This window comes from Kosakonia arachidis (assembly GCF_900116535.1).
GTDB lineage: Bacteria > Pseudomonadota > Gammaproteobacteria > Enterobacterales > Enterobacteriaceae > Kosakonia > Kosakonia arachidis.
The window spans coordinates 412,008-438,225 of sequence record NZ_FPAU01000004.1 but is presented as its reverse complement, the minus strand read 5'-3'; the positions used below and the strand labels follow the sequence as shown (position 1 = coordinate 438,225).

Sequence of the window (26,218 nt, the reverse complement as noted above, 5' to 3'; positions counted from 1 at the left end):
AATCTACTTAACGTGGTGGTTGTGCCCTTCACAAAGGGAATGTAATATATTACATATGAACAAAGAAATTGGTAATGGAATTTCAGAAGGCGAGCAGCGGATACAGCAATGGCTTAGTAGCATTCACGCCCGAAGCGGCGACCTCGCTGCCAGTGAGGCAAAAGTTGTCGATCTCCTGCTTGTCGATCCTTTATTTGTCGGTACAAGCACGGCAGCACAGGTTGCCACCCGTGCTGGTGTATCGCCGCCGACAGTGATACGCGCTGCGCGAGCGATCGGGTTCACTGGCTTCACTGAACTTAAGATAGAGATTGCCCGGGTTCGTGGTACTGCCCGGTTCTTTGCACCGCCTGAACGTCTTACAGCAGATGCGACGCTGGCATCGGTGCTGGAAACATCAATTCGTGCGGGTGTAGACGCATTGACTGCGCTCAGCGGTGCTATCGAAATCTCCGCCCTTGATGAAGCGGTCGCCTTAATCCAGAACGCACGCCAGGTATTTGTATTTGGTGCTGGTCCCTCTGCGACGGTTGCCGCTGATGCCGTCTTTCGTATGCGGACGGCGGGTGTGATAACCATCAGTATCCAGGATTATTTATCAGCGATGATTGCTGCCCGCCTCCTCGCTCCAGGCGACGTCATCATCGTCGTCAGTTCAACAGGTCGCACATCATCCACACTCGCTGTCGCTGATGCTGCATCCTCGGCCGGAGCATCACTTATTGCAATAACTAACCAGTACGATACTCCACTGGCAACGCTCGCCAATGTTTCGCTCGTTGTTGGTGGAGTACCACTACCGGCACAGATGGCCGCTGCGGGGAGTCGGCTTGCTCAACTCGTCGTTATTGATACGCTGGTCGCAGCTCTCACTCTGCGAGATAAAGAACAAAGTCGCCGAGCTGAACGGGCGGGTATTGATTTACCGGATATGTCTTGATGCAGTTCTGCACGGTTGCGATGATTCTTACCGCTGCGGTAGCTCATGCAGTATGGAATATAGCCTCAAAATACAAGAGGGAAGACACACTTGTTTTCGTCTGGGCCTACAGCTGTGCCTCAGCATTGCTGTGGGTTCCAATCAGCTTCATTCTGATAATCGAGGGACAACAGGAGCTCGACTGGCGACTCGCAGTCGGCGCAGTTATCTCGTCTGCGCTTCATATCGCTTATTCTCTAATCCTGCAGGCTGGCTACGAGCGCGCCGAACTTGGGGTTGTTTATCCGATCGCCCGGGGGAGCGGACCGGTCCTGACAATACTGTTTGCAACCCTGCTAATGGGTGAACGACTTTCAGCAAGCGCCTTACTCGGCGCGCTTCTTATTATCGCAGGTATTTTTGTCGTTACCGGCAATCCGTTCAGAAGCGGAAACCGACCACTACAAGGAATACTATGGGGGGCAGCGACAGGCACCGCCATCGCTGGCTATACCCTATGGGACGGTTATTCGGTAATCTCTCTGCAGTTGGATCCCATGAGCTATTACGCCAGCACACTCCTGCTACAGAGTCTGCTTCTTACCCCTGGTGCGATGCGGCGACGGTATCGAATTCCAACTACTGTACGTGCGGATATCATCCCAATCCTTATCATTGCTATATGTTCTCCACTTGCCTACATCCTTGTACTGACAGCCATGCAGAGCATGCCACTGGCGCTCGTCGCTCCTCTCAGGGAAACATCCATTATTATCGGCTCTCTTCTGTCGTACTGGCTATTTCGTGAAAATCATCTGGCACGCCGCATTGCCGGTGCAGTGGTGGTGCTGTCCGGCATCGCCGTGATTAGCCTTTAGTCGTCGCCTCATTGTCAGCGCGGATCATTCGTGCATATGTCCCATTTATGGTACGGATATCAAATCCGCTTCAGCTGTCTGTGGCTGTTAGCACCAAAGATATAAGACTGTAAAAACGACCATCAGTCCTGACATTGACATCCGGTACCACCATTATTTAAATATTCCGTGGACACACGCTATTATTGAAAAATTAATCCCTGCCCGAATGATTATCCATGTGGATGCTTCTCCAGCCAGGCCTGATGGAATATGGCTGGCATGGATAGTTCAGGTTTCATCACCAGATTGATCGCAAAGCTATGCCGCATAGCACTATTGGCTTTATAATCATAAAAGATTCAAACGGTCCTGAATTGTTATACGCCGATGCAGCACATTCAACACATAGCCTGATTCTAATTAGCATTTCCGTTAGGAATGGCTTACTCCATACCGAGAGTTTGTGATACTCAAAACAGAAGATCTCAACACCATGATATCAATTGATGAGATACACTTTGCTGACTGGCAAATCCGGCCCCAGCTAAGGATTCTGTTACACAGGGGTAAGCCGGTAAGAATTTCTGCCAGAGCTTTTGATGTTCTGGTTGTTCTGGTGAGGGCTGGAGGTAAAGCGGTAAGTAAAGAATCTTTACTTACTCAAGTGTGGGGAAATGAAATCGTCGAAGAAAATAATCTTCAGGCGCAAATTTCAGCTATACGCCGGACACTAGGCTATGACCGCCATCTGCTGGTTACCGAATTTGGTTCTGGTTATCGTTTCAACATCAGCAAATTGCCTGTTAAAGCCCCCTCTAAACCAGAAATACCTGAGCCGGCAGTTACCCCTTTTCTGACATCTATTCTGGGGCGTGATCGCGCTGTGCAGGAATTATGCGTCTTATTGAATCAACACCGTCTGGTCACAATTACAGGCTCAGGGGGCGTAGGTAAGACTCGTCTGGCATGGGAAGTTGTCAGCCTTATACATACTCATTTTTCTGATGGAATATGTGTGGCTGAACTGGCACATGTCAACGAAACATCCAGCTTGCTGTCTGTTATTTCACAAGCGCTGCATCTTCCATTATCTGCCATTAATAATAATGCCGATTTACGGCAACAGCTTGCACGACGTCAATGTTTACTTCTGATTGATAACTGTGAACATGTAATTAATGAACTGCAACCAGTGATTACGTTGCTCCTGAACATGGCTCCCCATATCAAATTGTTGTTGACCAGCCAAATAGCGTTACAGGTTGCTGGCGAGCAACAATATCTACTACCGCCATTACAAGTTCCTGAAAACGAACGGGCTAATACCCAAGTGCTACTGACTTTTGCCAGTGTCCGCCTCTTTATCGAACGCGGGCAGGCCAGCCGACATGATTTCGATCCATCAGCCAGCGAACTATCGTTGATTGGCGAGTTATGCCGTCATCTTGATGGACTTCCGTTGGCGATTGAACTTGCGGCCTCCCGTCTGCCCGTCATGAGTGTCAAAGAGATCTATAGCCGACTGGAAGACCGTTTCCAGCTATTGAGCAATACGCACAACTCGCTGGTGCCCAGACATCAGAAAATACTGACCACTCTGGAGTGGACTTATCAGTTACTCAATACACGCGAACAACGGTTATTTTGCTCTCTGGGAATCTATGCCGATATGTTCAGTGTGAAGTCGGTAAGCGACTTTCTGCTTATTGATGACAAGCATCGATGGCAGGTTGTTGACGATCTGCAAAGATTGCTATCCTTATCCCTGATTCAGGTCAGTACTCAGGTACCCGTGACGCGTTTTCGCCTGTTGGAAACCATGCGCCAGTTCGCATGCGATAAGCTCAGGCAACAGAGTGAATATGACACTCTTGAGGCCCGTTTTGCCAGTTATTATAAAGATCGGGTAGAAGAGGCCCAAAGTGATTGGTTTATGCTGCCAACAGAGCAATGGCGTGAACGATACAGCCATATGCTTAATGATTTGCGAAGTGTTTTACAGCAAACATTAACTGAGGGGGGCGATCCCTCAACTGGGCTTGAGATCTTACAGGCTATGACCCCATTTTGGATTGAATATTCACTCTACGATGAATGTCAACGCCATATCTACCCTCTGCTTTATGAAAATACTTCGCAGGTCGTGTTAACGCTACACCAGAGAATGAATCTCAGCGCTGTAGCAGGTAAAGCATCAACTTGGGCAAAAGGCCCCACGCCTGAAACGCATTCAGCCTGGAAAACCGCGTTGTCACTTGCAGTAAAGCTCGACGACAAAGAAATACGTTTACAGGCTCATTACGGATTATGGTTGTATTATCTGCGTACTGGCGAGCTGGATAAAGCGCTTGAACATGCGCAATCTCTGTGCGAGCTCGCACGGTCCATTAGTGACGAGGAGGCGCTGGCGACCGGGCTGCGTATCCTCGGTGTATCCCTGCATTTTTTGGGGCGTCATGACGTCGGGCGTGATTATCTCCAGCAATCTCTTGACTGGTATGACCATGGCGAATTAAGTCACTCTTTCCGTTTTGGTCTTGATCAAGAGACTGCCGGTCAGGCCTTTCTGTCTCGTTTACTTTGGTTACAAGGTGAGTACAAGGCTGCGAAACAGATGGTATGGCGCGGTGTTAAAAAAGCCGCTCGTTTGCAGCATGTCTGTTCTCTTTGTTGTGCACTGGCTGAAGGCGCTTGTATGACAGCGGCACTGGATCGTAATCCACGTTGGGTTATAAAGGCCGCAAACTGGCTTATTCATCTGGCAGAAAGGCATGATTTGTATTTCTGGAAGACATACGGCGAGCTGTTTCTTGTTTGGGCCAAACAGTTCAGTCATACCGGTGTCAGTCAAACCACACTGTTTAGCTCGTTACGGGCGATGGGATTAGACTGGCAATATTCACCCTTGTTGTCAGAAATTGATAGCGGGGTATTGCTAAGAACCACCTGCCAGGATCATGAAAACTGGTGCACGCCTGAGTTAATGCGTCTTTCCGCCATTCAATTACCTCCTCAGGAGCAACGCCTGCTGTTAGAGCAGGCCCTGGACAAAGCACAACAGCAACAAGCTCACGGCTGGGCCCTCCGTATTGCTTATTCATTGGCGACATTGCAGGCTGAAGCCGGCGAAAAATGGGCTGCTAAACAATTAATACAGGATGCTTTACATGACGTTGATGGCTCAGATAATGCGACGGATGTAAGAAATGCTATGGCGCTATGTGCCCGAATAGGGGCCTGAATATTTACGTCTTATGGCTATCCACATCCCCATGATCACCAGTCCAGCCCCTGTTGAAGAAATCAGCGGCCAGCTATGAATTGTCTCCCATAACCAGGTGGCAGTTAGTGAACCACATGCTCCGCCAATAAACATAACGCACATAAATAATGTATTAAGACGGTTTCTGGCATCCGGACGTAACGAGTAAATCGTGTGCTGATTAGCTATCAGTACACATTGCTCACCCGCATCCAGTAGTAGAATGCCCACCACCATACCCGGCATACTGTTCCATCCCCAAAAAACAGCCCAGGCAAGCAGCATGAGTATCACACCAAAAACAACCATTCGGAATGGTCCCTGACGATCGCTGAAACTTCCCGCCAAAGGTGCACACAGAATGCCCATTAACCCCAAAGCAGCCATTAGCCTAACTGGGTGGTCATAGGGATCAAAGAAACAGCGCCCCATTCATTGGGAAAGGATCCAGTAATCAAATTCAGGACAGATTGATTAAAATAAATACTAGCGACAACAATACAGCAAATAATCGCCAGCATAAGAATGCTGGCAGAAGAAAGCTCGTGATTGTCCGTACGCATTGACTACTCCTGACTCTAAACTCAATGTTGACTGGCGTATAAGCAGAGAAGATTCCCAACTCTTTGACCACTTTTTTCAGACATCTGAATTCTGATGCACAAGCTCCTGAAAAAGAGATTTGGTACTAATACTGCTCATGTTATTTACTGTACTTAATTTGAGGAGCAGCAAATGGATTTAAAACTTACTGGAAAAGTGGCTCTGGTAACTGGAGCCCGAACCGGAATTGGTTTCAGCATTTGTGAAGAATTGGCTGTGAATGGTGTGCATTTAATCATGGTGGCAAGACGAGAACCTGAGCTGATTGTTGCTGCGAAAAAAATCTCAGAGAAATACGGTGTTTCGGTGCTGCCTATTGCCGGGGATGTGACTGATCCCAAACTACCTTCCCTGGTGGTTGAACAAGCAGAAAAGGTTTTTCAGCGTATTGATTTACTGGTGAACAATGCAGGAAGAGCCCATACGGGCACGCTGTTAACCACTTCGGAAGAAGATTGGCAGATAATGACTGAAACCAAATTCTCCGCCATGCGACGTTTTTGTAAGGCAATCATCCCCGGGATGCAGACACGAAACTGGGGGCGGATTGTCAATATCTCATCCATTGGCGGAATCTATCCTAATCCGCAACTTACTGTCTCACACGCACTAAGCGCCGCTATCAACAACCTGACCCGTAGTTTAGCACTGAGCGTGGCTCCGGATGGCATTCTGGTCAATGCTATCGGAGTGGGCGCTGTTGCGACGGATAACTGGGCGCAGAACATGCTACCGAATGTACGTATTCGTCGTCCTGAACTGGCTGACAGAACAGACGAAGAGGTAATGGCATTACTGGGTAAAGAGAAAACGCCTGTGGGCCGCTTTGGCCTCCCTGAAGATATTGCTGCACTTGCTGCGTTCCTACTTTCTGGAAAAAATCAGTTTGTTACTGGACAGACAATTGAAGCATCAGGTGGAGCAGACAGATTTATGTAATGTCTTCCATTCAATTCAAATAATGTTTGAGGATTGGATTAGTTTAATCTGGTATTTGTTCTTCTTTTCACCTACGGCAAAACAATAAGACCGGATAGGGGGCTGAAACGCTAAGCAGCCCCCGCGTCAATATAACCCAAACTTTACAACGTAATAGATACTGCATCATGAAATTAATTTCACTGGGAATTCCATGGAGCTTTTAAAAAACCAATAGAAATAGAGGTGAACTACCATGTCAAAAAAACAAACGCTATCAAATATAAACTATAGCTCACCTTGTAAGCATCCCGGTAAACCGGGCCATTCACATTTAGAGATCTTCCGGCATACTGATCATGTTCCTGGAGGAGATCGCCATGCGCAAAGCCTGATTCACCGAACACCAGATCATCGCCGTTCTGAAGTCCGTTGAAGCCGGACGTACTGTAGCCCCTCCCCTTTTTTACCTTCACAGCCGGATAATCTTCTGCGTCGCCAGCTTCCCTGAGTTAAATTCCCCTTTCATGCACCTTGCTTTCCAAAAAGGTTTTCACCTGACAACGGGCATTGTAGTCTCATTAGCGGCTTTGATTTTGCTGTAAGTGATGTGAGTAACTTTTTTCCCTATACAAAAAACTAGAAAAATTTGGAAATTTGAGGAACAGACAGGACAATTATGGATTCCACGCTCATTACAACCCGCCCCGACGAGGAAACCCCTTCACTTAACCGTGCCCGTCGCGCTGCCTGGGGTAGCTTTGCCGGCGCGGTCGTCGACTGGTATGACTTTTTACTCTATGGCATTACTGCGGCGCTGGTGTTTAACAAAGAGTTTTTCCCGCAGATCGATCCGGCAATGGGTACGCTTGCCGCCTTCGCAACCTTCGGCGTCGGCTTTTTATTCCGCCCGCTGGGCGGGATCATTTTCGGCCATTTTGGCGATCGTCTGGGCCGTAAACGCATGCTGATGATGACCGTCTGGATGATGGGCATCGCCACGGCATGCATCGGCATTTTGCCTTCGTTCGCCACCATTGGCTGGTGGGCACCTGCATTACTGGTTACCCTGCGCGCGCTCCAGGGCTTTGCCGTTGGCGGCGAATGGGGCGGCGCGGCGCTGCTCGCCGTTGAGAGTGCCCCCGCAGGCAAAAAAGCGTTTTACAGCAGCGGCGTGCAGGTGGGATATGGTGTTGGTTTGCTGCTCTCCACCGGGCTGGTGTCGCTGATCAGTAACATGACCAGCAACGCACAGTTCCTCAGTTGGGGCTGGCGTCTGCCTTTTCTGTTCAGCATTGTGCTGGTGCTCGGCGCATTATGGGTGCGTAACGGCATGGAAGAGTCCAGCGAATTCGAGCATACGCAGGCACAATCCGCAAAACAGCAGAAAAAACGGCTGCCGGTATTTGAAGCGCTGGTACGTCATCCGGGCGCGTTTTTGAAGATTATCGCCCTGCGCCTGTGTGAACTGCTGACCATGTATATCGTGACCGCTTTCTCGCTGAACTACTCGACGCAAAACCTCGGTCTGCCGCGCGAGCTGTTTTTAAATATCGGTCTGCTGGTCGGCGGTATCAGTTGTCTGACCATCCCACTGTTCGCGTTACTGGCGGATCGCTACGGGCGTCGTCGCATCTATATTACTGGCGCATTACTCGGCGCACTGAGCGCATTCCCGTTCTTTATGGCGCTGGAAGCACGTTCAATTTTCGGCGTGGTGTTATTTTCACTGATGCTGGCGAATATCGCCCACGATATGGTGGTCTGCGTACAACAGCCGATGTTCACCGAAATGTTCGGTGCAGGGTACCGCTACAGCGGCGCAGGCGTGGGCTATCAGGTTGCGAGTGTGGTGGGCGGAGGCTTTACACCATTTATCGCGGCAGCGCTGGTGACGTTCTCCGGCGGTGACTGGCATTCGGTAGCGATATATCTGATGGCAGGTTGCCTGCTTTCGGCGCTAACCGCGATGTTGATGAAAACACCGCAACGGCATAAACAGTAAGATAAAAAGTTGGGAAGAAAAGACGCAGCCGGTACTACGCTGCGTCTTTTTTTAAATCTGGTAATCAATCACCGCTTCATCCGGCTCCATTACCTGACGTTTAATATCGTCCACTGACAGCCCGGCATTACACAGCTCGATAAAACGCCACACATAATTGCGCTGTAGCTGACCGCGTTTCAGCCCCAGCCACACGGTGTTGGCGTCAAACAAATGCTGTGTATCCAGCCGCACCAACTTACCCTCTTCGTTCTCGCCGCTCGATTGCTCTGCCACCAGCCCGACCCCCAGCCCCAGCTCCACATAGGTTTTAATCACATCCGAATCCTGCGCACTGAGCACCACATCAGGGATTAACCCCTTGCGGCCAAACGCTTCATCGATACGTGAGCGCCCGGTGATCCCCTGACGGTAGGTAATCAACGGCCAGCGACTGATATCTTCCAGCGTTAGCGGCGAGCACTGCACCAGCGGGTGATCCTGTGGAACCAGTAAGCTGTGATGCCAGCGGAACCACGGGAAAGCCGCCAGCGAACTGTCGTTGCTTAAGCGTTCACTGGCGATGCCAATATCCGCTCCGCCGTTATGCAGTAGCGATTCGATTTCCTGCGGCGTTCCCTGAATCAATTCCAGACGAACTTCCGGGAACAACGCGCGGAACGATTTAATCACCGACGGCAAGCTGTAACGCGCCTGCGTATGGGTAGTAGCGATGGTCAACACGCCAGAGGTGTCATTGGTGAAGAGATCGGCGAGCCGCCGAACGTTGCTCGCCTCATTGAGAATGCGCTCAGCAATCACCAGCAAGGCTTTACCCGGTTCAGTCATTCCCAGCAGCCGTTTGCCACGGCGGATGAAAATTTCAATCCCCAGTTCTTCTTCAAGCTCGCGGATATGACGGCTGACGCCTGACTGCGACGTGTAAAGCATGTTGGCAACTTCGGTCAGGTTGTAATCCCGCCGCGCCGCCTCGCGGATTATTTTTAATTGCTGGAAATTCACCCTTTCCTCCAGGCCGATCAGACAGGATGCTATTGTTAAAGTCTGTGGCCTGGCAGAACAAATAATAAAAACCCGCACCTTATTCCATTAAGGAATAATCATTAGCTCACCAACTGCAACTCATGGCTTTCCATGGCCGGACGGCTGACCAAAGACATTAAAATATCTTTTACCGCCTGCGCTTGTGGTGACAATGAGCCGCGAGCCGAAACATTCAGCGACAGCGGCAGGTTCATAGAAGGTGTGGTAATACGCGCCATCCAGCCATTGGTTGCGCCACACAGCGAACGCGCAGCCGATTCCGGCAATACGGTAACGCCCATTCCGCTGGCAATTGCTGCGGTCAACGTGGCAATTGATTCGATCTCCCCAATGATTTTTGCCGTCAGACGGCGCAGAGAGAACGCTTCATCCACGCGCAGACGCACAGCGCTATAGTCACGCGGCAGGAACAGATTCATTTCAGCGACTGCGGTTAAATCCACGCTCTGCCCCGGGCAATCACGAGTACCAACCAGATAGAGATCTTCTTTCAGCAGCGGCAGACTATTGATTCCCGCCCCCGGCGCGCGCTCATACAGCACAGCCATATCCAGCTGACCACTCAGCAATTTATCATTCAGCACCGCGCCACTGTTTTCATGCAGATAAACAGCCACTTCGGGCAGCTCGTTACGCACCGCCTGTAATAATGGCATGGTGACCGAAGACGCTGCCGTACCCGGCGCAAGGCCGATAGAAACCTGACCACGCAAACACTGGCCGACGTTGTTCACCGCCAGCTGTGCCTGTTCACACTGACGCAAAATCATGCGTGCATGGGTATAGAGAATTTTGCCTGCTTCCGTCGGCGTTACGCCCCGTTTCGTACGGATCAACAACTGCTGATCCAGTTCACCTTCCAGAGTGGCGACTTGCTGACTCAGCGCGGGCTGCGCAATATGCAATACTTCGGCTGCCTGAGTCAGGCTTCCAATATCGACGATTTTTACGAAGTATTTCAGTCGTCTTAAGTTCATTTTGCCTCCTGTAAGGGATACCAATGCCAACGCCGGTTTTTATGATATCGGAGGAGTTGCAATATGCTTGCCAGTTTTCGTTAGGGATTCAATTAACCCTTAACAGGCTGGATAATAAGAGTTTCTAATTACAATGCCAGGTATTATCACTGAAACACGGTTTGATAGCTGCCCCATTAGGGGTAATTTGCACCACATTGGTGCGATATGCTGGCTTATTGAACGGGTACACGCGCAGGTTGCCGAAATTGTCAGCAAACGATATCGCTCAGGCGATCCACCCTTTGACAAGCCCGGACGTGACCGATAATATGCGCCCCGTTCACACAATTCCTCTGTAGTTCAGTCGGTAGAACGGCGGACTGTTAATCCGTATGTCACTGGTTCGAGTCCAGTCAGAGGAGCCAATTCTTATTTTCATGCCACTTTGCGAATCCCTATGTAATTCGAATTCAATGAGTTAGCTTGAAAAGTCTTCCCGATGCATTTTCAGTTTTCCCTCCGCATCGGGAGAATTTGGTGGTCAGATTTGGGGTCGAGTTGGTTCAACGACGGAGCGACCCCAAAATGTCTCTTAACGACTCAAAAATCCGCAACTTAAAACCATCCGCTAAACCTTACAAAATTTCCGATTCTTACGGCCTATATCTTTTAGTTAATCCTGGCGGTTCACGTCTCTGGTATCTCAAATATCGTATCAATAGAAAAGAATCCCGCCTCGGTTTAGGGACCTATCCCGATGTTTCTCTGGCTTATGCCCGACAACAGCGTGACGGTGGCCTGGCAGCCTTCTGTTTCAGAATCCGGGAGTGCTTCAGGAACATCGGTGTGAGTGGGTGACATATTTGTGCCTTCTTGTGAAATTCTGGCAGGAATTTTAGTATCCAAGGTAACAGTTAGTAACCAAGCATAGAAATGTTCTCTGGTTACTAATTTACACCTAGAGCGGAGCCACCATGCGTAAAATTCTGCTGATTACCTCCAGCCCTCGTGGGACTGAGAGCCTATCTACCCGCTTTGCCACTGAAATTGCTCATGGGCTTCGGTCTCAGGGAGGCGGCTCACTGACGGTTCGCGACCTTGTCGCAAATCCGCCTCCGCACATTACTGAAGACTACATATTGGGCCGCACTGCGTCCCCGGATTCACGTACAACACAGCAGAATGTTGCCGTTGAACGTGCCCGGGAGCTGGTTGATGAATTATGCGCCGCGGACATCATTGTGCTTGGTTCCGGCATGATGAATTTCGGTCCCTCTTCGCAGCTCAAGGCCTGGATTGACAATGTCATATGGCCGGGAGTCACCTTCAGCTATGCCACAGGAGCCCCCCAGGCCTACTTACTGGCAAGAAGCTTTATCTGATCACTGCCGCAGGTGGCGTGTTTTCGGCGGGTGATTATGCCGCTTTCGATTTCCAGACCAACTATCTCCTGCACATGCTTGGCTTTATCGGATTGACTGACGCTGAGCTTATACGGATTGAAGGCACCGTACTCGGCCCGGACGGGGCAAAGGCTGCCATCGCCCATACCGAGACGGCTGTACAAAACCTGCTGGCGAAGAGAGCATGACGACGAAGACCGTCGTCCTGTTGGCTCGGGTATGGGCAGACCAGGCTCAGTTTCTTGTGGACCAGGTCGCGGATAAGACGTTCGTGCGCGCCGGGTATCGCTAATCGCTCTAATCACTAAAGAAGGAGACTGAGATCATGTTGCGAATCGACCTCTATACCGAGATCACCTGCCCCTGGTGTTTCGTGGGCCTGCACCGGCTCGACAAGGTTCTTCGGGAACGCTTCCCCGAACTGCTCGCGGGCATCCACCATCATCCGGTTCTTTTACTACCGGACGCGCCGGCGGCCGGACTCTTCATCCCCGACCTGCTCCGCACGCGATATGGTGTGACAGATCCGAAGTCGGCGTTTGCTCGCCCTGAAGCAGAGGCCCGCGCGTCCGGCTTCGATCTCGACCTTGGTCGCCAGCGCTACGCCTACCCAACGCAGGCTGCGCACGCCATCATCCTGGCAGCCAGAGAACGCGGCACGCAGCATCAACTCGCCGTAGCCATCACGGACGCTTATTTCCTTGCGGCAAGAAACATTGCCGATGCCGAGGTGTTGGCAGATGTTGCTGCAGCCTATGGATTCAGCAAGGATGAGGCCCGCGCCATCGCACGCGATCCCACCCGGCACAAGTGGATTGAGCAAGAGGCGGCGAACTCCACTGCGGCAGGCGTTCGTTCGGTTCCGCACTTTGTTTTTGAGAACCGCGTTGCCATCAATGGAGGGCGCAGCGAAGACGAAATAGCCACAGCTATTGATAATGCTTTGCGCCCGTTCTCTTAATGCGGACTGCAAGGTTTTAGCTCACTCCGCCCTATAAACCTCTCATCGTAGTTTATTGGAACTATTCCTTAAGCCGCTTGCCAGTTGAGTAAACACGTCAATAATTTTTGGCAGCGCCCGCTGCGGATCGTCGCTCGCAGCAATCCAAAGTGCGGAATTCAGCGCGGCACTGTTTAACAGATGTGCAGCGGCATCCGCATCAACCGATTTAAGTACGCCGCGTTCGATCAAATTTATGACGGTCTGTCGTGTGGATTCGAGGCAACTATTCTGTCTGGGCCATTGTGCAGGATCCCCAAGAAAAGCCGGACCATCAAGCAGCACGATGCGCCTTACTTCTGTGTCCAGCGCCATCTCAATGTAAGCAATCCCTTCAGCCAGCAGCCCTTCCCAGTCGTCACCGGCATTCGCGGCGGCGGCTTTGGCTCGTTGTGCCATTTCACCATCTACCTGAGCAACAACAGCGGCAAGCAGCCCCTTTTTATCGCCAAAGTTGTGGTATAGCGCCCCACGTGTCAGGCCAACGCTGGCGGTTAATTCATCCATCGATACGGCAGCAAAACCTTTTTCGGCAAAGGACTTCCGCGCTGCCGTAATCAATTTGGTTCGATTCTCTTCCATTGTTTCGGCGCGGCGTTTGGTGGCCATACGATCTCCTTTTAGACATGCGTAACGGATGTCATTTGACATACGCGGCGTATGTGTGATTAATTCAACATACGCCGCGTATATTAAATCAATTTTGCATACCGCACATCCCGCATCACACATTGACTTAAGAAAGGAAATTCCATGATCCAGCGTGAGCCTATTTTTCCTGCTAACCGCCATGCCCTCTATGAAGAACACGGTTATTCCGCCGCGATCCGTTCTGGCGATATGTTGTTCGTTTCCGGTCAGGTTGGCAGCCGTGCCGACGGTACGCCGGAGCCGGATTTTGCCGCGCAGGTGCAACTTGCGTTTGATAACCTCGCAGCGACTCTTGCAGCAGCGGGTTGTACGTTTAATGACCTGATTGATGTCACCACCTTTCATACTGACCCGGAAAATCAGTTTCCGACGATTATGCAGGTGAAACAGTCAATTTTCCCGCAGCCCCCTTACCCGAACTGGACAGCCGTTGGAGTGACCTGGCTTGCGGGATTCGATTTTGAAATTAAGGTCATTGCCCGAATTCCAACATCAACCTCCGCAGGTTGACAGAGCCTAATGAATGTTAGTGATGTCTTCATCAGCGGGATGAGGACGTCACCATGAAAAGCGTTGTTTCAGAACCGATTTAACGTCCGCTTGGGCACTGAGCAGCCTGAGTCGAGCGTAGGGTCCGCTATGAGCGAACAACAGAAGTTCACATTTGTCATAACAGCCGGGATCCAGGACTAACATTGGCATGTGATAATCAACCGGGAGCAGGTCACAGCATCACCGGTATAATTGAGGAATGGTTCTTTTTAGAAAACGGATAAATGCCAGTCGATACGACTGACTGAGGAAATTCCCTATGGAAAATTATCGACTACATCGTGGCAGGCTTATCGACCATATCCAGCTTGTAGTAAACAACTTCGAAACAAGCAAAGCGTTTTACACAGCTGTACTGTCTGTTCTGGAGATCCCAGTAATAAGTGCAGACGACGATTATATCTGGGCGGATGAACTTGTCGTTTCTTCAGTAAATAGTCCGGCCTCTGCAGGTGAGCTAACAGGACGCCATCATCTGGCTTTTCAGGCCAGGAACCGTGAAGTGGTGGATGCTTTTTACCATGTGGCACTCTCTCATGGTGGGCGTGACAATGGAGCGCCTGGCGAGCGAACCTACCATCCTGGGTATTACGCGGCTTTTGTGCTCGATCCTGATGGTAACAACATCGAGGTTGTTTACCATGGAGAGGCAGATCGCAGTACACAGTCTGTAGAGATTTTCTTCAGCCTCTGATTCATATGAATGGCTGGCACTAATACGGTAAGTATCCCGCAGCGGTGGATCGTGCGCTTTTAGCTATCTGTCTGAATCGCCACTGCCTTTATGGTCTGCGCTTTTTCCGTTATTACTGCAACAGATAGCGATATAAAACCTCTGCTGTTACAAAGGGATAGCCCGCAGATGCCGGGCTCTGCCCCCCCCTCGTGTATGGTGTTGTACAGCAAACCACCACCTCGGTCGATGCGTTAAACAATGCGGTTAAAAATCTTCCAGCGCCGGAAAACGGGAAGCGTTATGAGGTCCGGTTGGAAGTGAGGGAACTGGCACCCGCGCCACCCGCACCATAATTAACGTCCGTCCAGCCCCTTTCCGGAGCTTTTAAACAAACGCTTACTGGACTGTTTATTCGTTACTCTTGATGTTCCTTTAACAACCTTAAACGCCTGTCAAAAAAGGTTGTCATCACGATAAAAAATACCGGCACGAAGAAAATTGCGAATAAGGTGCCGCTGATCATGCCCCCGAAAACCCCAATACCAATGGCATTCTGCGTGCTGGCGCTGGCCCCGGTTGCGAGTATCAGGGGAACAACGCCCAGCGTGAAGGCTAACGAGGTCATCAAAATCGGGCGCAGCCGTTGTCGGGACGCCAGTAATGTTGCCTCCAGAGTGCTCATACCCTGGTGGCGTAGCTGCCGGGCAAATTCGACAATCAAAATAGCGTTTTTGGCAGAAAGACCAATCAGGGTAATCAAGCCCACTTTGAAAAACACATCGTTGGTCATATTGGCAGCGCTGACAGCAACCAGCGCGCCGATAAGCCCCAACGGTACGGCCAGCATCACGGAAACGGGAATTGACCAGCTTTCATACAGTGCCGCCAGCACCAGAAATACCACCAGAACAGAAAGGAGGATTAACCCTGGCAACTGGGAAGCCGAGACTTTCTCCTGCAACGAACCGCCCGCCCACTCGCCAGTAAATCCTGGCGGTAACGCGTTTGCAAGTTGCTCCATGGTCTTCATCGCATCACCACTGGCGTGGCCCTGAGCAGCGCTGCCGGTAATGCGAATGGCCGGGTATCCTTGATAACGATTGAGTTGCTGCGGGGCCTGTCGCCATGACGAGGTGACAAAAGCCGAAAGTGGCACCATTTCCCCGAGCCTGTTTTTTACGGATATTTTTAACAGCATTTCAGGCTGCATTCTGTAGGCTGCATCGGCCTGCACAATGACCTGCTGGATACGGCCAGCATTGGTGTAGTCATTAACGTAGTTTGAGCCCGATGTAACAGAAATAGCCTGATTGATCTCCTCAAACGATACGCCTAACGCTTCAGCTTTTTCCCGGTCAATGTTCAGGGAAATAGACGCGCCCTCGGGTAATCCATCGATATAGACATCCGCCAGGTTCGTATTCTTTTTTGCCTGTAAAACCAGCGTGTCTGCGGCCTGTTTCAGCGCCTCATAGCCTTTGCCTGCCCTGTCTTCAAGATAAAAGGTGAAGCCGGAAGAGGTGCCCATATCGGAGATGGCAGGGGGTAGCAGGCTCATGGTCACCGCGTCGGGTACGGACTGCATTTTTGACTGAATAAGATCGGCTTCATCCTGGGCTGCGATACCCTTGCGGGATGACCAGTCTTTTAATGTTGTAAAGGCCAGCGCAGAGTTTTGTCCCGAGCCTGAAAAACCGAAACCGAGGATCATAATGTTGCTTTCAATGGCTTGCCGTGCGGCTACCTCATCTTCATAGCGTTTCACCACCGCGAGAGTGCGCTGCATCGTGGCCTCGGAAGGGAGCTGAATGGAGGACATAAAATATCCCTGGTCCTCTTCGGGCAAAAAAGAGGATGGCAGCGTGATTAACCCCATCACCAGGGCAGCGCACAACGCGGCATAGAGCAGCATCATTCGCCCGGTTCGCTTTACTACATACCCCAGCCCCGAGGTATAACGCGAAGTGAGCATGTGAAAATGACGGTTAAACCCGGCGGCAAATCTTCCCGCTGAAGTCGCATTTTTCTGGTGTGGCTTCAGCAGGGTGGCGCAGAGCGCGGGCGTCAGCGTTAAGGCTAAAAAAGCGGAGAACAGGATCGATACCGCCATTGAAACCGTGAACTGTCGGTAAATCACCCCGACCGAACCACTGGCAAATGCCATTGGGATAAATACGGCGGTGAGCACCAGCGTGATGCCAATAATCGCCGGTGTGATTTCCCGAATCGCTTCGCGGGTCGCCTCGCGCGGAGAAAGGCCTTTTTCTGCCATCAGGCGCTCAACATTCTCGACGACGACAATCGCGTCATCGACGATGATGCCAATGGCTAACACCATGCCAAACATGGTCAGGATATTGATGGAATAGCCGCTTAACAGCATCACGGTGAATGTCCCGAGAAGCGCCACCGGGACAACAATGGCCGGGATGAGCGTGCAACGGATGTTGTGCAGAAATATCAGCATCACCAGAAAAACCAACACCATTGCTTCGGCTAACGTTTGTACCACTTTCATGATCGACGCTTTTACAAAAGGGGCGGTGTCGAACGGAATGATAAACGCCATGCCCTGCGGAAGCGCGGTGCTCAGTTCGGCCAGCCGCTGATGAATCCCGGCGGCAGTGCTGATGGCATTCGCGCCAGGCGAAAGCTGAATCGCTGCTGCCGTCGCCGGAACGCCATTTTCCCGGATGCCATAGGTGTAACTCTGTAATCCTGACTCCACGCGCGCGATATCGCCGAGCGTCAGACGGGCACCGTCCGTGGTCGCTTTAAGCGTGATATTTTTAAATTCCGCAACAGAGGAGAGTTGCCCTTTCACGGTTAACGGATAAGTGACGCTCTGGCCTGGCAGCGCCGGTTCGTCTCCCGATCTGCCGGGTGAAACCAGCACATTCTGTTGGCTAACCGCGCTGATAACGTCGCTGGCCGAAAGCTGGTAATGGTGCATTTTGACCGGGTCAAGCCAGATGCGCATGGCTTTTTCACCCCCGAACAGCTGAATCTTACCCACGCCCGACACGCGGCGAAGCGCATCACTAATGTTTCTGGCGAAATAATCACTCAGATCTGCCTCCTGATAGGCACCCGTATCGGATTTCAGACCGACCATCAGCAGAAAACCTGACTCGGCTGCTTCAACGCTGACGCCGTTTTGTCTCACCGCTTGGGGCAGACGTGGCTCAACTGTTTTTATCTTATTTTGCAAATCCATCTGCGCGAGCTTGCTGTTCGTTCCGGGTTTAAAGGTCACGGTGATAGACGCCATCCCTGTGGTGTCGCTGGTGGACTCGAAATAGAGCAAATTGTCTACGCCCGTGATCTCTCGCTCAATAAGTGAAACCACCGAGGTATTCATCATGTCAGGCGACGCGCCAGGAAAACTGACCGAAATAATAATGCTCGGAGGCGCGACCGCCGGGTATTGCGCGACCGGAAGATGTGGTATGGATAAACACCCACTCAATATAATGAACAGTGCAACAACCCAGGCAAAGATAGGCCGGTCAATAAAAAACTGTGGCATGAGTTAATTTCCGAACAATTAAGGCAAGATAATTAAAATCAAGATTTCTGCTGCGGTGATAATATTCCGGTATCAACATCATCTGTCTTGACGCGTTTACCTATGTCTTTAAGTTGTGAAAACTTTTCCAGAAGCTGCGGAGCATCATCAAGGCTGGTGGCAAACATCCACATGTACGTCATTACCGAATAAATATGCCCTGCGTTGACGCCCTGGGTTGAGGTCATTAATATGATGCTCAGGGTAAAGAGCAGGGCGATCAGTGCGCCAATTGCAAGGTATCCCAGCGCTTCACGATCGGAAAGGCTGATTCGCAAGCGGGCAAGGGATGAATAATGGCGATTAAGCGAGAGCGTGGTGGCTTTATGAACATAGTCCACTTCCTTCTCCAGTCGGTTATTTAGCCGGTTAAACAGCAACTCATTTTTACGGGTATAACCTTTAAGAAAGCACGACAGAATAATGACGATAACCACACACATCACCCCTGCGTGAAACTCAATAATGAGCAGCATAATGGCGGCGCCGAAAAGGGAAATAATCGAGGTCATCAGCATTGGCAGATGCATCTCAAAGAAATCAACGAATTCACGGGATAACACCACCCGCGCGGCGATGGTTGAGTGATTAAGCTGATATTTACGCTGAGCAACAATAACCGATACGGCAAGGCCGGCATAAATGTGTGCAAACGTACGTGTATCGATACTGCGTCGGGTTGCGCCGAGGATCCAGATAAAGAGGATCATCAGTCCATACAGCGCAGCCGTGAGGGCATTCCCCGCCAGAATCGCGTTGATAGCGATGCCTGCCAGCACGGGATACAATAAATAGGTCACATTTTCCGCGATAACCAGGGAAAAAGTCACAGAGAGTTTTTTCCAGTTTTTTACGGCCAGATGTTTTAATGTCCTTTTCACATTTTCAGTAGAGGACGGAGGGGGGTTATTTATCGACGTCATTATAAAAAATTATCTGCACGGTATGGATGAACAATCCTGGCCTGCCTTTATGCTTAATTACCCATACACTTTCATTACGAGCCGATTAAGATATGTGCCAGGTTACACTGCGTTGATGCACTCTATCATTTTGATGTTTACGCAGAATGCATGTTTTATGGAGGCTATATGGAGGCGGCTAATTCCTCTGCGATGTAACGATACAGGATTTTCTGAGTCCCGGTCACCACGCACATCGCCAAAGTTCCCCGCTTTACATTCAATAAAATTCAGATGATTCTTAATAAAAGATACATCGGTGTGACGCCGAGGAAAACAATCAAAAAACACTCATAATAAAAACTAAAGTCATAAATATCAGGGAACCTGAGTAAGAGAATGTTAAAGATAAGAATAAGATGAAGAAAAATGATAACCAAAGAGAAGGTTACGATAGCCAGTTCTTTCAGTACGCCCGCTTTTTCTTGTAGCAAAAACAATATTAGAGAAACGCTTAACGCAGCATAGATAAACGGCGATGAAAGTAGCGTCGCGCCTACTTTTTCCTCAACGTTGTGCATCAAAATAAGCCATACATAGAACATTCCCCATAACCATACAGAAAATATCATCAATGAACTGATTTTTTCAACGGTAAGCTTCCGTAAGTACTTCATTGATATTTCTACTCCGAGAGAGAGAGATCTCTACCAGTAATGAAATGACAACGCACGATCTCTTTTTACCGTGTTTATTTATGTCATCGTTTTCCAGCAACGCGTTATTTTATATGTCTTACTTTCTATTGTTATCCAGGACTATGGAAAATTGATTACCCGAATGTGTAGCGAGTGTGTATGCCTGCCTGGTAAATATTCGCTTGCAGATGTTGCCGTCAGAGATTAAGAAAAAATGAGACACCAGAGAATTTACGTGGATGCAACTTTCTTCGCACAAGCGGGTCTCATGTTCGCTGATGACCTGCGCGTTATTGCCAGGTTTCAGAAACAGCTTAGAAAAACGGCATTTGCATGAGTGTATTAACCGAAGCGAAAGCATCGGTGTATGCTTTCGCGCAAACCAGGTCAAAGAATGCCTGCCATATCAGTGTTGAGTGGAGAAATCATGAACGATAACTATCTTATTCTTGTTGCTGAAGATGATGATGAAATAGCGGATATTCTGACCAGTTATATTCAGCGTTCAGGGATGCGCACTCTGCGCGCTGCGGACGGTGAGCAGGCGATAGATTCCTGCCGACTGAAAAAGCCCGATTTGGTGTTACTGGATATCCAACTGCCGGTGTTCGATGGCTGGACTGTCCTTTCCACACTGCGAAAAGAGAGCAATATTCCGGTCATCATGGTAACGGCACTGGATCAGGACATCGACAAACTGATGGGACTGCGGCTTGGCGCGGATGATTATGTGGTGAAACCTTTCAATCCCACAGAGGTTGTCGCACGTATCGAAGCCGTGTTGCGCAGGGCAAAGGCCAGCCACGAACAACTCCACAATAAGCCTATCCGGACATCCTGCTTAACGGTTTATCCACAAGACTTTTATGTGGAAATTAATGGTAGTGGCGAGGTTATCTCTCCCATCCTGACAACGACGGAATTCAAACTGCTGGCCTACCTGGCACGGAATCCGCGTAAAGTCTGCTCGCGTGAAGAGTTGCTTAATGCCTGCCTGCCAGAAGGCGATACGCTTGATCGCACGGTTGACAGCCATATGAGCAAGCTGCGCAAAAAACTGGAAAACTGCGGGTTAAAAGGGGTTCCGGAAAGTATTCGCGGTATGGGTTACCGATTAGGTGAAAACAAATGAACAGAGGCCATCCGTTAAGTCGCCAGGTACTGGTGTTTATGATATCGCTGACGTTGACGATTATTGCTGTCTCGGTTATCGGTTCTTATCTGTTTTACACCTTCATCATTTATTACATTCCCGGCGGGGCAATCGACGGGAGTGAGGATCAGATGACCTATTTGGACTGGTTATGGATCCTGATTGCCTCCACGATAAGTTTATCCATCTCGCTTTTTTTTACGGTAAAACTGTCGGCAAGAATATTGACCCCGTTAAGCTCCGTTGCGACCAGCCTGAGGAGGATAGCGCAGGGCGATCTGGGAGCGCGGGCGTTTTGCGCAAGCACCCATCTGGGCGAGCTTAATAATCTTGTTAATGATTTCAACGATATGGCTGAAAAGCTACAGACTATGGATGCACAGCGAAGATCCTGGAATGCCGCCATCGCCCATGAACTTCGCACGCCAGTTACCATTCTGCGAGGCCGCTTACAGGGGCTGGTTGATGGCGTGTTCGAGCCAAATCCGACCTTGTTTAATAATCTTCTTAAGCAAACAGAGGGATTATCCAGCCTGATAGAAGATCTGCGGGTGGTGAGTTCATCCGGCGGGGCCGAATTTACGTTAACGCTTGCGGATGTTGATTTGCAGGAGATTATTCAGAGCGCGGTGGATTCCTTTGCGCTGGAATTTAAACGCAGCCATTTTACCATCGCGACCGAATTACACCCCCAACAATGCCAGTGCGATCCGCTGCGAATTATTCAGTGCCTGACGGTCCTTTTCGATAACGCAATAAAATACGCCAGCTCTAAAAGCATTGTTGTCAGCCACGGTGCCAGTGAACACGAGAACTTTATTGTCATTGAAGATATGGGGCCGGGAATCCCGGAGGAGTTTCACAAATTTATGTTTCACCCCTTTCAGCGCGGTGCCAGCGCAAGGGACACCAATCCGGGGGGGTGTGGACTGGGACTATCAGTGCTGAAAGCCATCATGCTTGCTCATCAGGGCGACGTAACCTACACGTTAACCGATCAGGGCCATTCCATTTTTCGCCTCTCGTGGCCCTTACGGAAAAAACAGTGATTACGCTTTCTGTGTATGCAAGTGCGGGTTGGTTTGTCTCGCGGTCATTTTCCACATCTCACCCAGCCGGATATCCCACTCTGACGGTGATATTTGTAACTTGCCGCGCCGGGGGCTGAGGGTGATTTCACTGAAATAAATGACATCACGCTGCAGCATAAGATCAATTCGGCAATAATCGATCCCGGAGGAGACTTCCTGCGCAGCGGTTATCGCTTTGTGCAATAATTCCGGCTCGGGGATTACCCCGGGCGTATTGGGATATTCCATCTGAAAGGGCTGCAATTTCCAGCACCGATTGTAGACATTAATAAAACTATGACCGGAAACATCGGTAAAATCCGCTTCGATAAAACCCGCGATGCCATGAAAACAATGTATTCTCAGCATTTCAGGCGTTTGACTCTTGTCTCTTTCGGAAAATAAATCAATGTATTTTTCGCACAATATAAGCGGTTTGATATTTTTATACTGCCATTCACGGGTGGTGTAATACATATTTTTGCGCAGGGCAAAATCCAGCTTTTGCAACGCGCGTGGAATATTGAGTTTATCCTTATCGGTGCATATTACTGCGCTACCGCTGTCGTGATTACACTTCAGCACAAATTTGTCCGGTAATTGGCTGAAATCGATACTTTGCACGTTGTTATAGACGCAAAGTAACGTGGGTAATTGTACTCTTTGCGTACGCGCAGAAACATAATTACGTACCGCCAGTTTATCAGCCAGTCGCGTGTAAAGCGGGTTATGGTCATACATTATTCGGTAGCATATTTTTTCGCTCAGCGTCACCGGATTAACCAGATCGGGGGTTCTGCCAGAGAGCCTTTTTAATCTTTTGCTGTGAAATTGTTGGTCCTGAACCATAAAGGTTAAAAGTTTTCGACCCAGATATTCGGTGTATTTCATGAAATATTTAAATCTGTTCATTTTTTCCTCCTGCGGATAATGAACATTCTGCAGAGGATTTATTGATTTATATTGCCGCTAATATGGAGTGACGATGGAGTGGCTATTGAATAGGCCCGATGCATTTTCAGTTATCCCTTTGCTCCGGGAGAATTTGGTGGTTAGATTTGGGATCGAGTGGGTTCGATGACGGAATCCCCTCCAAATGTCTCTTAACGACTCAAAAATGCGCAAATTAAGCCATCCGCAAACCCCTTTAAAGTTTCGATTCAAACGGCCTGTACCTTTTAGTTAATCTTCTCGTGCAGAATACAATCCGCCCATCAACGTATCGCAGAAAAAAACATCCGCCGGTTCACCGGATAACTGTACTCTGTTGAAGCTTGGTTAGCGGGTTAGCAAGTTCTATCACCATCAGCCCAGCGTTTGATATCACGCATATTTGGCGACCTGATGCCCGCACTCAAGATATTCTTGGTTGTGTAGAGGCTTATCATAGCTTTGTCACCATCATGACTTTCTATCTCAATTAGCGTGTTGTTGATCAACAGTCCTTCTGAAAGAAGCTTTTGAGTGATCTCACCTTCTTTACGCTCACCGTCAAACTCGCTTAAGACGATGACCGGATTTCCTGAATATGCCTCATATTCCAGGCACTGCCTTGCCATGTGCCTTAGGGTTCGATAAGTATCGGAAGACCCCGTCTTGCTAATGAAGCTGCCGTCTAAGGATGATTTGCTGTTTTTTAAATCGCTGACGGTTATGGCACATCCGCTAAGTGATATAGAAAATAATATTGTAGCCAGGGCCAAATATTTCAATTTATTCTCCATTATTCTGGTAAATATCCTACGCAAGGTGGGGACCAAATTTGTGCTTTCTCTCAGACGGAATTGTGCTTTGGGAAGTCAACAATAACCATGAGCCCACCTTCTGCAGACGTACTTAGGAAAACACTGCTGTTGTGTTGTTGCGCAACCGCTTTGACTATTGCCAGCCCCAATCCACTCCCGCTTTGTATCTGATTGGGATCACGGAAAAATCTGTCGAACACCCGTTCCCTCAATTCAACCATGATGCCGGGCCCTGCATCTGATATACGCAATTGCGTGGATTTATCTAACGATCGTACCTGTACTTCAACCCGCCCGCCTTCAGGACTGTACTTCACAGCATTTTCAATTAAGTTGTCGATCAGCGACATCAGGCGTTCCCTGACACCTGTAATCCAGACTTCATCATGAGAGTAGAATTCAAGCTCAATTCGGCTCTCAGCAGCTAGCGGTGCCAACTCAGCCATTCGCTCTTGTATAAGCGTCGTCAGCGGCACAGGCTCCATGACAGTGTGAATGCGCGCTTCACTGTGCATCAGCAGCAGCAACTGATTGACGAGACGAGCAGCACGGCTATTGCTACGAATAATCCCTGCAAGCAATTCCTGTTGGCTAACGTTGCTTACATAGGACTGCAAAGCTTCAACATTGACTCGCATTGCAGCCAGCGGAGTACGCAACTCGTGAGCGGCATCTGCAATGAAAGTCCGTTCCCTTTCCGTGCTTTCTCGTACCCTGGCAAGGAATATATTAATCGCGTCCACTATTTGGCGAAGCTCCTTGTGCTTTGGCACTGCTTTTAAGGGAGATATATCTTCTGGTGTTCGTAAGGAAACTTCATTTGCCACCTTGTTCCAGGGACGCATTGCAATGCGGATTGACAGCCACGCAGGAAACAAAAGAAAGGGAATGCATACCAGCAGCGGTAATATGTAGTATCCGCGCGAGTTCAGGTATATGAAGAAGTTCCAGCCTCCAGCAGGAGTGAGCAGTGTCACCTCTGTGTCCGAACTCCCAGACTTCAGAGTACGGCTAGTCCAGGTGCGACCCTTACTCTGAATATTCTGAATTGTCCCATACTTGGTGTTTTTCACTCCTACCGGAGCGCCATCAGATGAATAAATTATCTCTTTATTCTTCCGAACAATTAGGCTGATTGACAGTTCAGGATCTTCACCGCCTCCATAACCTTCCCGCAACGCCGTGCTGAATTTTTCCAGTATCTCGGTGAGATCCTGCGGACGATCACCCAAACGATCAACCAATGTCAGAATGGTTTCGTAAGTATTGCTGCCCGATAGCATAGGGGGGCTACGCAAGTTCTCCCACAAAATGTAGGTCAGAAAAAGACACCAAAGCAGTGTCAGCAATAGCATCTGGGCGATCATAATTCGCCGTACGAGCGTTGGCGTTCTCAGGTGGTGCCAAAAATTCTGCATCAACCTGCCCCCTTCTGAATCGGTAAGGTATCAATAACATACCCTACGCCCCTCACCGTTCGCACATAGCCCTCACCGATTTTGCGACGCAAATTTCCCATATGCACATCGAGAGGATTGCTCATATTTTCTTTTGCACCGAAGATCCTTTCTTCCAGAAACCTTCGTGTGAGCACGCGGTCAGCGCGCAGCATTAACGTTTCAAGCAACGCGTATTCACTTGCCGTCAAATCAACATTACGTGCACTCACTGTCACGCGTCGAGTCGGCACATGAAGAGATAATCCGCGAATTTCTATCACCTCATTCTGAAAACCATAACTCCGCCGCACAAGTGCTCTCACCCTGGCCAACAACTCAGCGAGAACAAAAGGTTTGACGAGATAGTCGTCTGCACCGGCATCCAATCCCGTCAGACGATCTTGCAGAGTGCCTCGTGCAGTAAGGATGATGACGGGGATCCCCTTGAACTGCTGACGCAAAAGTGCCATCAGGCTCATGCCATCACCGTCGGGCAGGCCGAGGTCGAGCAATACAAGTTCTGGCACGCAGACATCGAGTTGATGCAGCGCATCCACTTTACGGCGAACCCATATGACATCTAATCCTTGATCTGCAAGGGCAATACGTACGCCATTGCCAAGATCGATGTCGTCTTCGATTAGGAGAATTTTCACAATAGTGACTTTATCAACAGTGAATGAAGAACGTCTGAAGAAAAAACGGTATCAGGAAATCTATTAGGTTTGCAGCACCCGTACTTACTTCAGTATTTCTTCATTTTTGGCTCATGGGAACTTCAGGGTGAGCAT

At 49.6% G+C, this 26,218-nt stretch carries 24 protein-coding genes, 1 tRNA gene and 1 pseudogene; 14 read left to right on the top strand and 12 right to left on the bottom strand.

The annotated features are described in order from the left end of the window. Positions 1-55: 55 nt before the first annotated feature. The 3 genes from BM427_RS16965 (at position 56) to BM427_RS16955 (ending at position 5,020) form a co-directional block, all read left to right on the top strand. Positions 56-940: a MurR/RpiR family transcriptional regulator gene (locus tag BM427_RS16965; protein WP_090123487.1), complete on the top strand. Its 885-nt coding sequence runs from the start codon at positions 56-58 to the stop codon at positions 938-940. Next, entirely contained in the window at positions 940-1,797 is an 858-nt protein-coding gene (locus tag BM427_RS16960) for a DMT family transporter (RefSeq protein ID WP_090123486.1), read from the top strand. The genes BM427_RS16965 and BM427_RS16960 overlap by 1 nt, the downstream gene beginning before the upstream one ends. Positions 1,798-2,272: 475 nt before the next feature. Then, entirely contained in the window at positions 2,273-5,020 is a 2,748-nt protein-coding gene (locus BM427_RS16955) for an ATP-binding protein (RefSeq protein WP_244316568.1), read from the top strand. Here the strand turns inward: BM427_RS16955 and BM427_RS16950 are convergent. Beyond that, positions 4,997-5,410, bottom strand: coding sequence for an MFS transporter (locus BM427_RS16950; RefSeq protein ID WP_244316642.1), 414 nt, complete (start codon positions 5,408-5,410; stop codon positions 4,997-4,999). The genes BM427_RS16955 and BM427_RS16950 overlap by 24 nt on opposite strands. A 17-nt stretch (positions 5,411-5,427) precedes the next feature. Further along, entirely contained in the window at positions 5,428-5,604 is a 177-nt protein-coding gene (locus BM427_RS26105) for a hypothetical protein (protein WP_244316567.1), read from the bottom strand. Between the two features lie 172 nt (positions 5,605-5,776). Here BM427_RS26105 and BM427_RS16945 point away from each other — a divergent pair, with 172 nt between their 5' ends. Both BM427_RS16945 and shiA read left to right on the top strand, forming a co-directional pair. Beyond that, positions 5,777-6,583 carry an SDR family NAD(P)-dependent oxidoreductase gene (locus tag BM427_RS16945; protein WP_090123484.1) on the top strand — a complete coding sequence of 269 codons (807 nt, stop codon included), beginning with the start codon at positions 5,777-5,779 and terminating at the stop codon, positions 6,581-6,583. A 658-nt stretch (positions 6,584-7,241) separates the two neighbouring features. Continuing rightward, positions 7,242-8,567, top strand: a complete 1,326-nt coding sequence (gene shiA / locus BM427_RS16935) for a shikimate transporter (protein WP_090123481.1) — start codon at positions 7,242-7,244, stop codon at positions 8,565-8,567. 51 nt (positions 8,568-8,618) lie between these two features. Here shiA and cbl read toward each other — a convergent pair whose 3' ends face one another. Next, positions 8,619-9,569, bottom strand: a complete 951-nt coding sequence (cbl, locus tag BM427_RS16930; RefSeq protein WP_090123479.1) for an HTH-type transcriptional regulator Cbl — start codon at positions 9,567-9,569, stop codon at positions 8,619-8,621. Positions 9,570-9,670: 101 nt separating this feature from the next. Next, complete coding sequence (gene nac, locus BM427_RS16925; protein ID WP_090123478.1) at positions 9,671-10,588, bottom strand: nitrogen assimilation transcriptional regulator NAC; 918 nt, start codon at positions 10,586-10,588, stop codon at positions 9,671-9,673. Positions 10,589-10,919: 331 nt separating this feature from the next. Between nac and BM427_RS16920 the strand changes: the two genes are divergently transcribed. The 5 genes and pseudogenes from BM427_RS16920 to BM427_RS16905 all read left to right on the top strand — a co-directional run bounded on the left by BM427_RS16920 (position 10,920) and on the right by BM427_RS16905 (position 12,934). Continuing rightward, positions 10,920-10,995, top strand: a tRNA-Asn gene (locus tag BM427_RS16920). A 160-nt stretch (positions 10,996-11,155) separates the two neighbouring features. Continuing rightward, positions 11,156-11,365: pseudogene (locus BM427_RS16915) on the top strand (Arm DNA-binding domain-containing protein); the annotation flags it as partial. A 179-nt stretch (positions 11,366-11,544) separates the two neighbouring features. Next, a complete protein-coding gene (locus BM427_RS16910) occupies positions 11,545-11,952 on the top strand; it encodes an FMN-dependent NADH-azoreductase (protein WP_208809141.1) in 408 nt (135 codons plus the stop codon). Positions 11,953-11,969: 17 nt separating this feature from the next. Next, positions 11,970-12,161, top strand: a complete 192-nt coding sequence (locus BM427_RS25815; protein WP_254779584.1) for an NAD(P)H-dependent oxidoreductase — start codon at positions 11,970-11,972, stop codon at positions 12,159-12,161. A 137-nt stretch (positions 12,162-12,298) separates the two neighbouring features. Continuing rightward, complete coding sequence (locus tag BM427_RS16905) at positions 12,299-12,934, top strand: DsbA family oxidoreductase (RefSeq protein WP_090123476.1); 636 nt, start codon at positions 12,299-12,301, stop codon at positions 12,932-12,934. Between the two features lie 42 nt (positions 12,935-12,976). Here BM427_RS16905 and BM427_RS16900 read toward each other — a convergent pair whose 3' ends face one another. Further along, positions 12,977-13,582: a TetR/AcrR family transcriptional regulator gene (locus tag BM427_RS16900; RefSeq protein WP_090123475.1), complete on the bottom strand. Its 606-nt coding sequence runs from the start codon at positions 13,580-13,582 to the stop codon at positions 12,977-12,979. 144 nt (positions 13,583-13,726) lie between these two features. On the opposite strand from BM427_RS16900, the gene BM427_RS16895 reads away from it, so the two are divergent. Together BM427_RS16895 and BM427_RS16890 are read left to right on the top strand one after the other, a co-directional pair. Next, complete coding sequence (locus BM427_RS16895; RefSeq protein WP_090123474.1) at positions 13,727-14,134, top strand: RidA family protein; 408 nt, start codon at positions 13,727-13,729, stop codon at positions 14,132-14,134. A gap of 301 nt (positions 14,135-14,435) precedes the next feature. After that, positions 14,436-14,870, top strand: coding sequence for a VOC family protein (locus BM427_RS16890; RefSeq protein WP_090123473.1), 435 nt, complete (start codon positions 14,436-14,438; stop codon positions 14,868-14,870). A gap of 397 nt (positions 14,871-15,267) precedes the next feature. Here BM427_RS16890 and BM427_RS16885 read toward each other — a convergent pair whose 3' ends face one another. The 3 genes from BM427_RS16885 to crrC form a co-directional block, all read right to left on the bottom strand. Beyond that, positions 15,268-18,381 carry a multidrug efflux RND transporter permease subunit gene (locus BM427_RS16885; RefSeq protein ID WP_090123471.1) on the bottom strand — a complete coding sequence of 1,038 codons (3,114 nt, stop codon included), beginning with the start codon at positions 18,379-18,381 and terminating at the stop codon, positions 15,268-15,270. Between the two features lie 38 nt (positions 18,382-18,419). Continuing rightward, positions 18,420-19,343 (bottom strand): ABC transporter six-transmembrane domain-containing protein, encoded by a 924-nt coding sequence (locus tag BM427_RS16880; RefSeq protein ID WP_090123469.1) that lies wholly within the window; start codon positions 19,341-19,343, stop codon positions 18,420-18,422. 269 nt (positions 19,344-19,612) lie between these two features. After that, positions 19,613-19,999, bottom strand: a complete 387-nt coding sequence (gene crrC / locus BM427_RS16875) for a colistin resistant protein CrrC (RefSeq protein ID WP_090123468.1) — start codon at positions 19,997-19,999, stop codon at positions 19,613-19,615. A gap of 448 nt (positions 20,000-20,447) precedes the next feature. On the opposite strand from crrC, the gene BM427_RS16870 reads away from it, so the two are divergent. Both BM427_RS16870 and BM427_RS16865 read left to right on the top strand, forming a co-directional pair. Then, complete coding sequence (locus BM427_RS16870; RefSeq protein ID WP_090123466.1) at positions 20,448-21,152, top strand: response regulator; 705 nt, start codon at positions 20,448-20,450, stop codon at positions 21,150-21,152. Next, positions 21,149-22,222, top strand: coding sequence for an ATP-binding protein (locus BM427_RS16865; protein WP_090123464.1), 1,074 nt, complete (start codon positions 21,149-21,151; stop codon positions 22,220-22,222). Before BM427_RS16870 ends, BM427_RS16865 begins: the two co-directional genes overlap by 4 nt. Here the strand turns inward: BM427_RS16865 and BM427_RS16860 are convergent, their stop codons facing one another. From BM427_RS16860 to BM427_RS16845, 4 genes are all read right to left on the bottom strand, one after another. Next, positions 22,223-23,155 carry an ATP-grasp fold amidoligase family protein gene (locus tag BM427_RS16860; protein ID WP_090123462.1) on the bottom strand — a complete coding sequence of 311 codons (933 nt, stop codon included), beginning with the start codon at positions 23,153-23,155 and terminating at the stop codon, positions 22,223-22,225. Positions 23,156-23,529: 374 nt separating this feature from the next. Next, complete coding sequence (locus BM427_RS16855) at positions 23,530-23,967, bottom strand: hypothetical protein (protein WP_090123460.1); 438 nt, start codon at positions 23,965-23,967, stop codon at positions 23,530-23,532. Between the two features lie 50 nt (positions 23,968-24,017). Beyond that, on the bottom strand, positions 24,018-25,406 hold the full coding sequence (locus BM427_RS16850; RefSeq protein ID WP_090123457.1) for a sensor histidine kinase: 1,389 nt from the start codon (positions 25,404-25,406) through the stop codon (positions 24,018-24,020). Beyond that, positions 25,406-26,083, bottom strand: a complete 678-nt coding sequence (locus tag BM427_RS16845; protein ID WP_090123454.1) for a response regulator — start codon at positions 26,081-26,083, stop codon at positions 25,406-25,408. The genes BM427_RS16850 and BM427_RS16845 overlap by 1 nt, the downstream gene beginning before the upstream one ends. Positions 26,084-26,218 lie beyond the last annotated feature (135 nt).

Bases quoted from the DNA above. Each gene is read 5' to 3' on its own strand.
- BM427_RS16965 (WP_090123487.1), top strand. From the start codon at position 56: ATGAACAAAGAAATTGGTAATGGAATTTCAGAAGGCGAGCAGCGGATA.
- BM427_RS16960 (WP_090123486.1), top strand. From the start codon at position 940: ATGCAGTTCTGCACGGTTGCGATGATTCTTACCGCTGCGGTAGCTCAT.
- BM427_RS16955 (WP_244316568.1), top strand. From the start codon at position 2,273: ATGATATCAATTGATGAGATACACTTTGCTGACTGGCAAATCCGGCCC.
- BM427_RS16950 (WP_244316642.1), bottom strand. From the start codon at position 5,410: ATGGGCATTCTGTGTGCACCTTTGGCGGGAAGTTTCAGCGATCGTCAG.
- BM427_RS26105 (WP_244316567.1), bottom strand. From the start codon at position 5,604: ATGCGTACGGACAATCACGAGCTTTCTTCTGCCAGCATTCTTATGCTG.
- BM427_RS16945 (WP_090123484.1), top strand. From the start codon at position 5,777: ATGGATTTAAAACTTACTGGAAAAGTGGCTCTGGTAACTGGAGCCCGA.
- shiA (WP_090123481.1), top strand. From the start codon at position 7,242: ATGGATTCCACGCTCATTACAACCCGCCCCGACGAGGAAACCCCTTCA.
- nac (WP_090123478.1), bottom strand. From the start codon at position 10,588: ATGAACTTAAGACGACTGAAATACTTCGTAAAAATCGTCGATATTGGA.
- BM427_RS16910 (WP_208809141.1), top strand. From the start codon at position 11,545: ATGCGTAAAATTCTGCTGATTACCTCCAGCCCTCGTGGGACTGAGAGC.
- BM427_RS16905 (WP_090123476.1), top strand. From the start codon at position 12,299: ATGTTGCGAATCGACCTCTATACCGAGATCACCTGCCCCTGGTGTTTC.
- BM427_RS16900 (WP_090123475.1), bottom strand. From the start codon at position 13,582: ATGGCCACCAAACGCCGCGCCGAAACAATGGAAGAGAATCGAACCAAA.
- BM427_RS16895 (WP_090123474.1), top strand. From the start codon at position 13,727: ATGATCCAGCGTGAGCCTATTTTTCCTGCTAACCGCCATGCCCTCTAT.
- BM427_RS16890 (WP_090123473.1), top strand. From the start codon at position 14,436: ATGGAAAATTATCGACTACATCGTGGCAGGCTTATCGACCATATCCAG.
- BM427_RS16885 (WP_090123471.1), bottom strand. From the start codon at position 18,381: ATGCCACAGTTTTTTATTGACCGGCCTATCTTTGCCTGGGTTGTTGCA.
- BM427_RS16880 (WP_090123469.1), bottom strand. From the start codon at position 19,343: ATGACGTCGATAAATAACCCCCCTCCGTCCTCTACTGAAAATGTGAAA.
- crrC (WP_090123468.1), bottom strand. From the start codon at position 19,999: ATGAAGTACTTACGGAAGCTTACCGTTGAAAAAATCAGTTCATTGATG.
- BM427_RS16870 (WP_090123466.1), top strand. From the start codon at position 20,448: ATGAACGATAACTATCTTATTCTTGTTGCTGAAGATGATGATGAAATA.
- BM427_RS16865 (WP_090123464.1), top strand. From the start codon at position 21,149: ATGAACAGAGGCCATCCGTTAAGTCGCCAGGTACTGGTGTTTATGATA.
- BM427_RS16860 (WP_090123462.1), bottom strand. From the start codon at position 23,155: ATGAACAGATTTAAATATTTCATGAAATACACCGAATATCTGGGTCGA.
- BM427_RS16855 (WP_090123460.1), bottom strand. From the start codon at position 23,967: ATGGAGAATAAATTGAAATATTTGGCCCTGGCTACAATATTATTTTCT.
- BM427_RS16850 (WP_090123457.1), bottom strand. From the start codon at position 25,406: ATGCAGAATTTTTGGCACCACCTGAGAACGCCAACGCTCGTACGGCGA.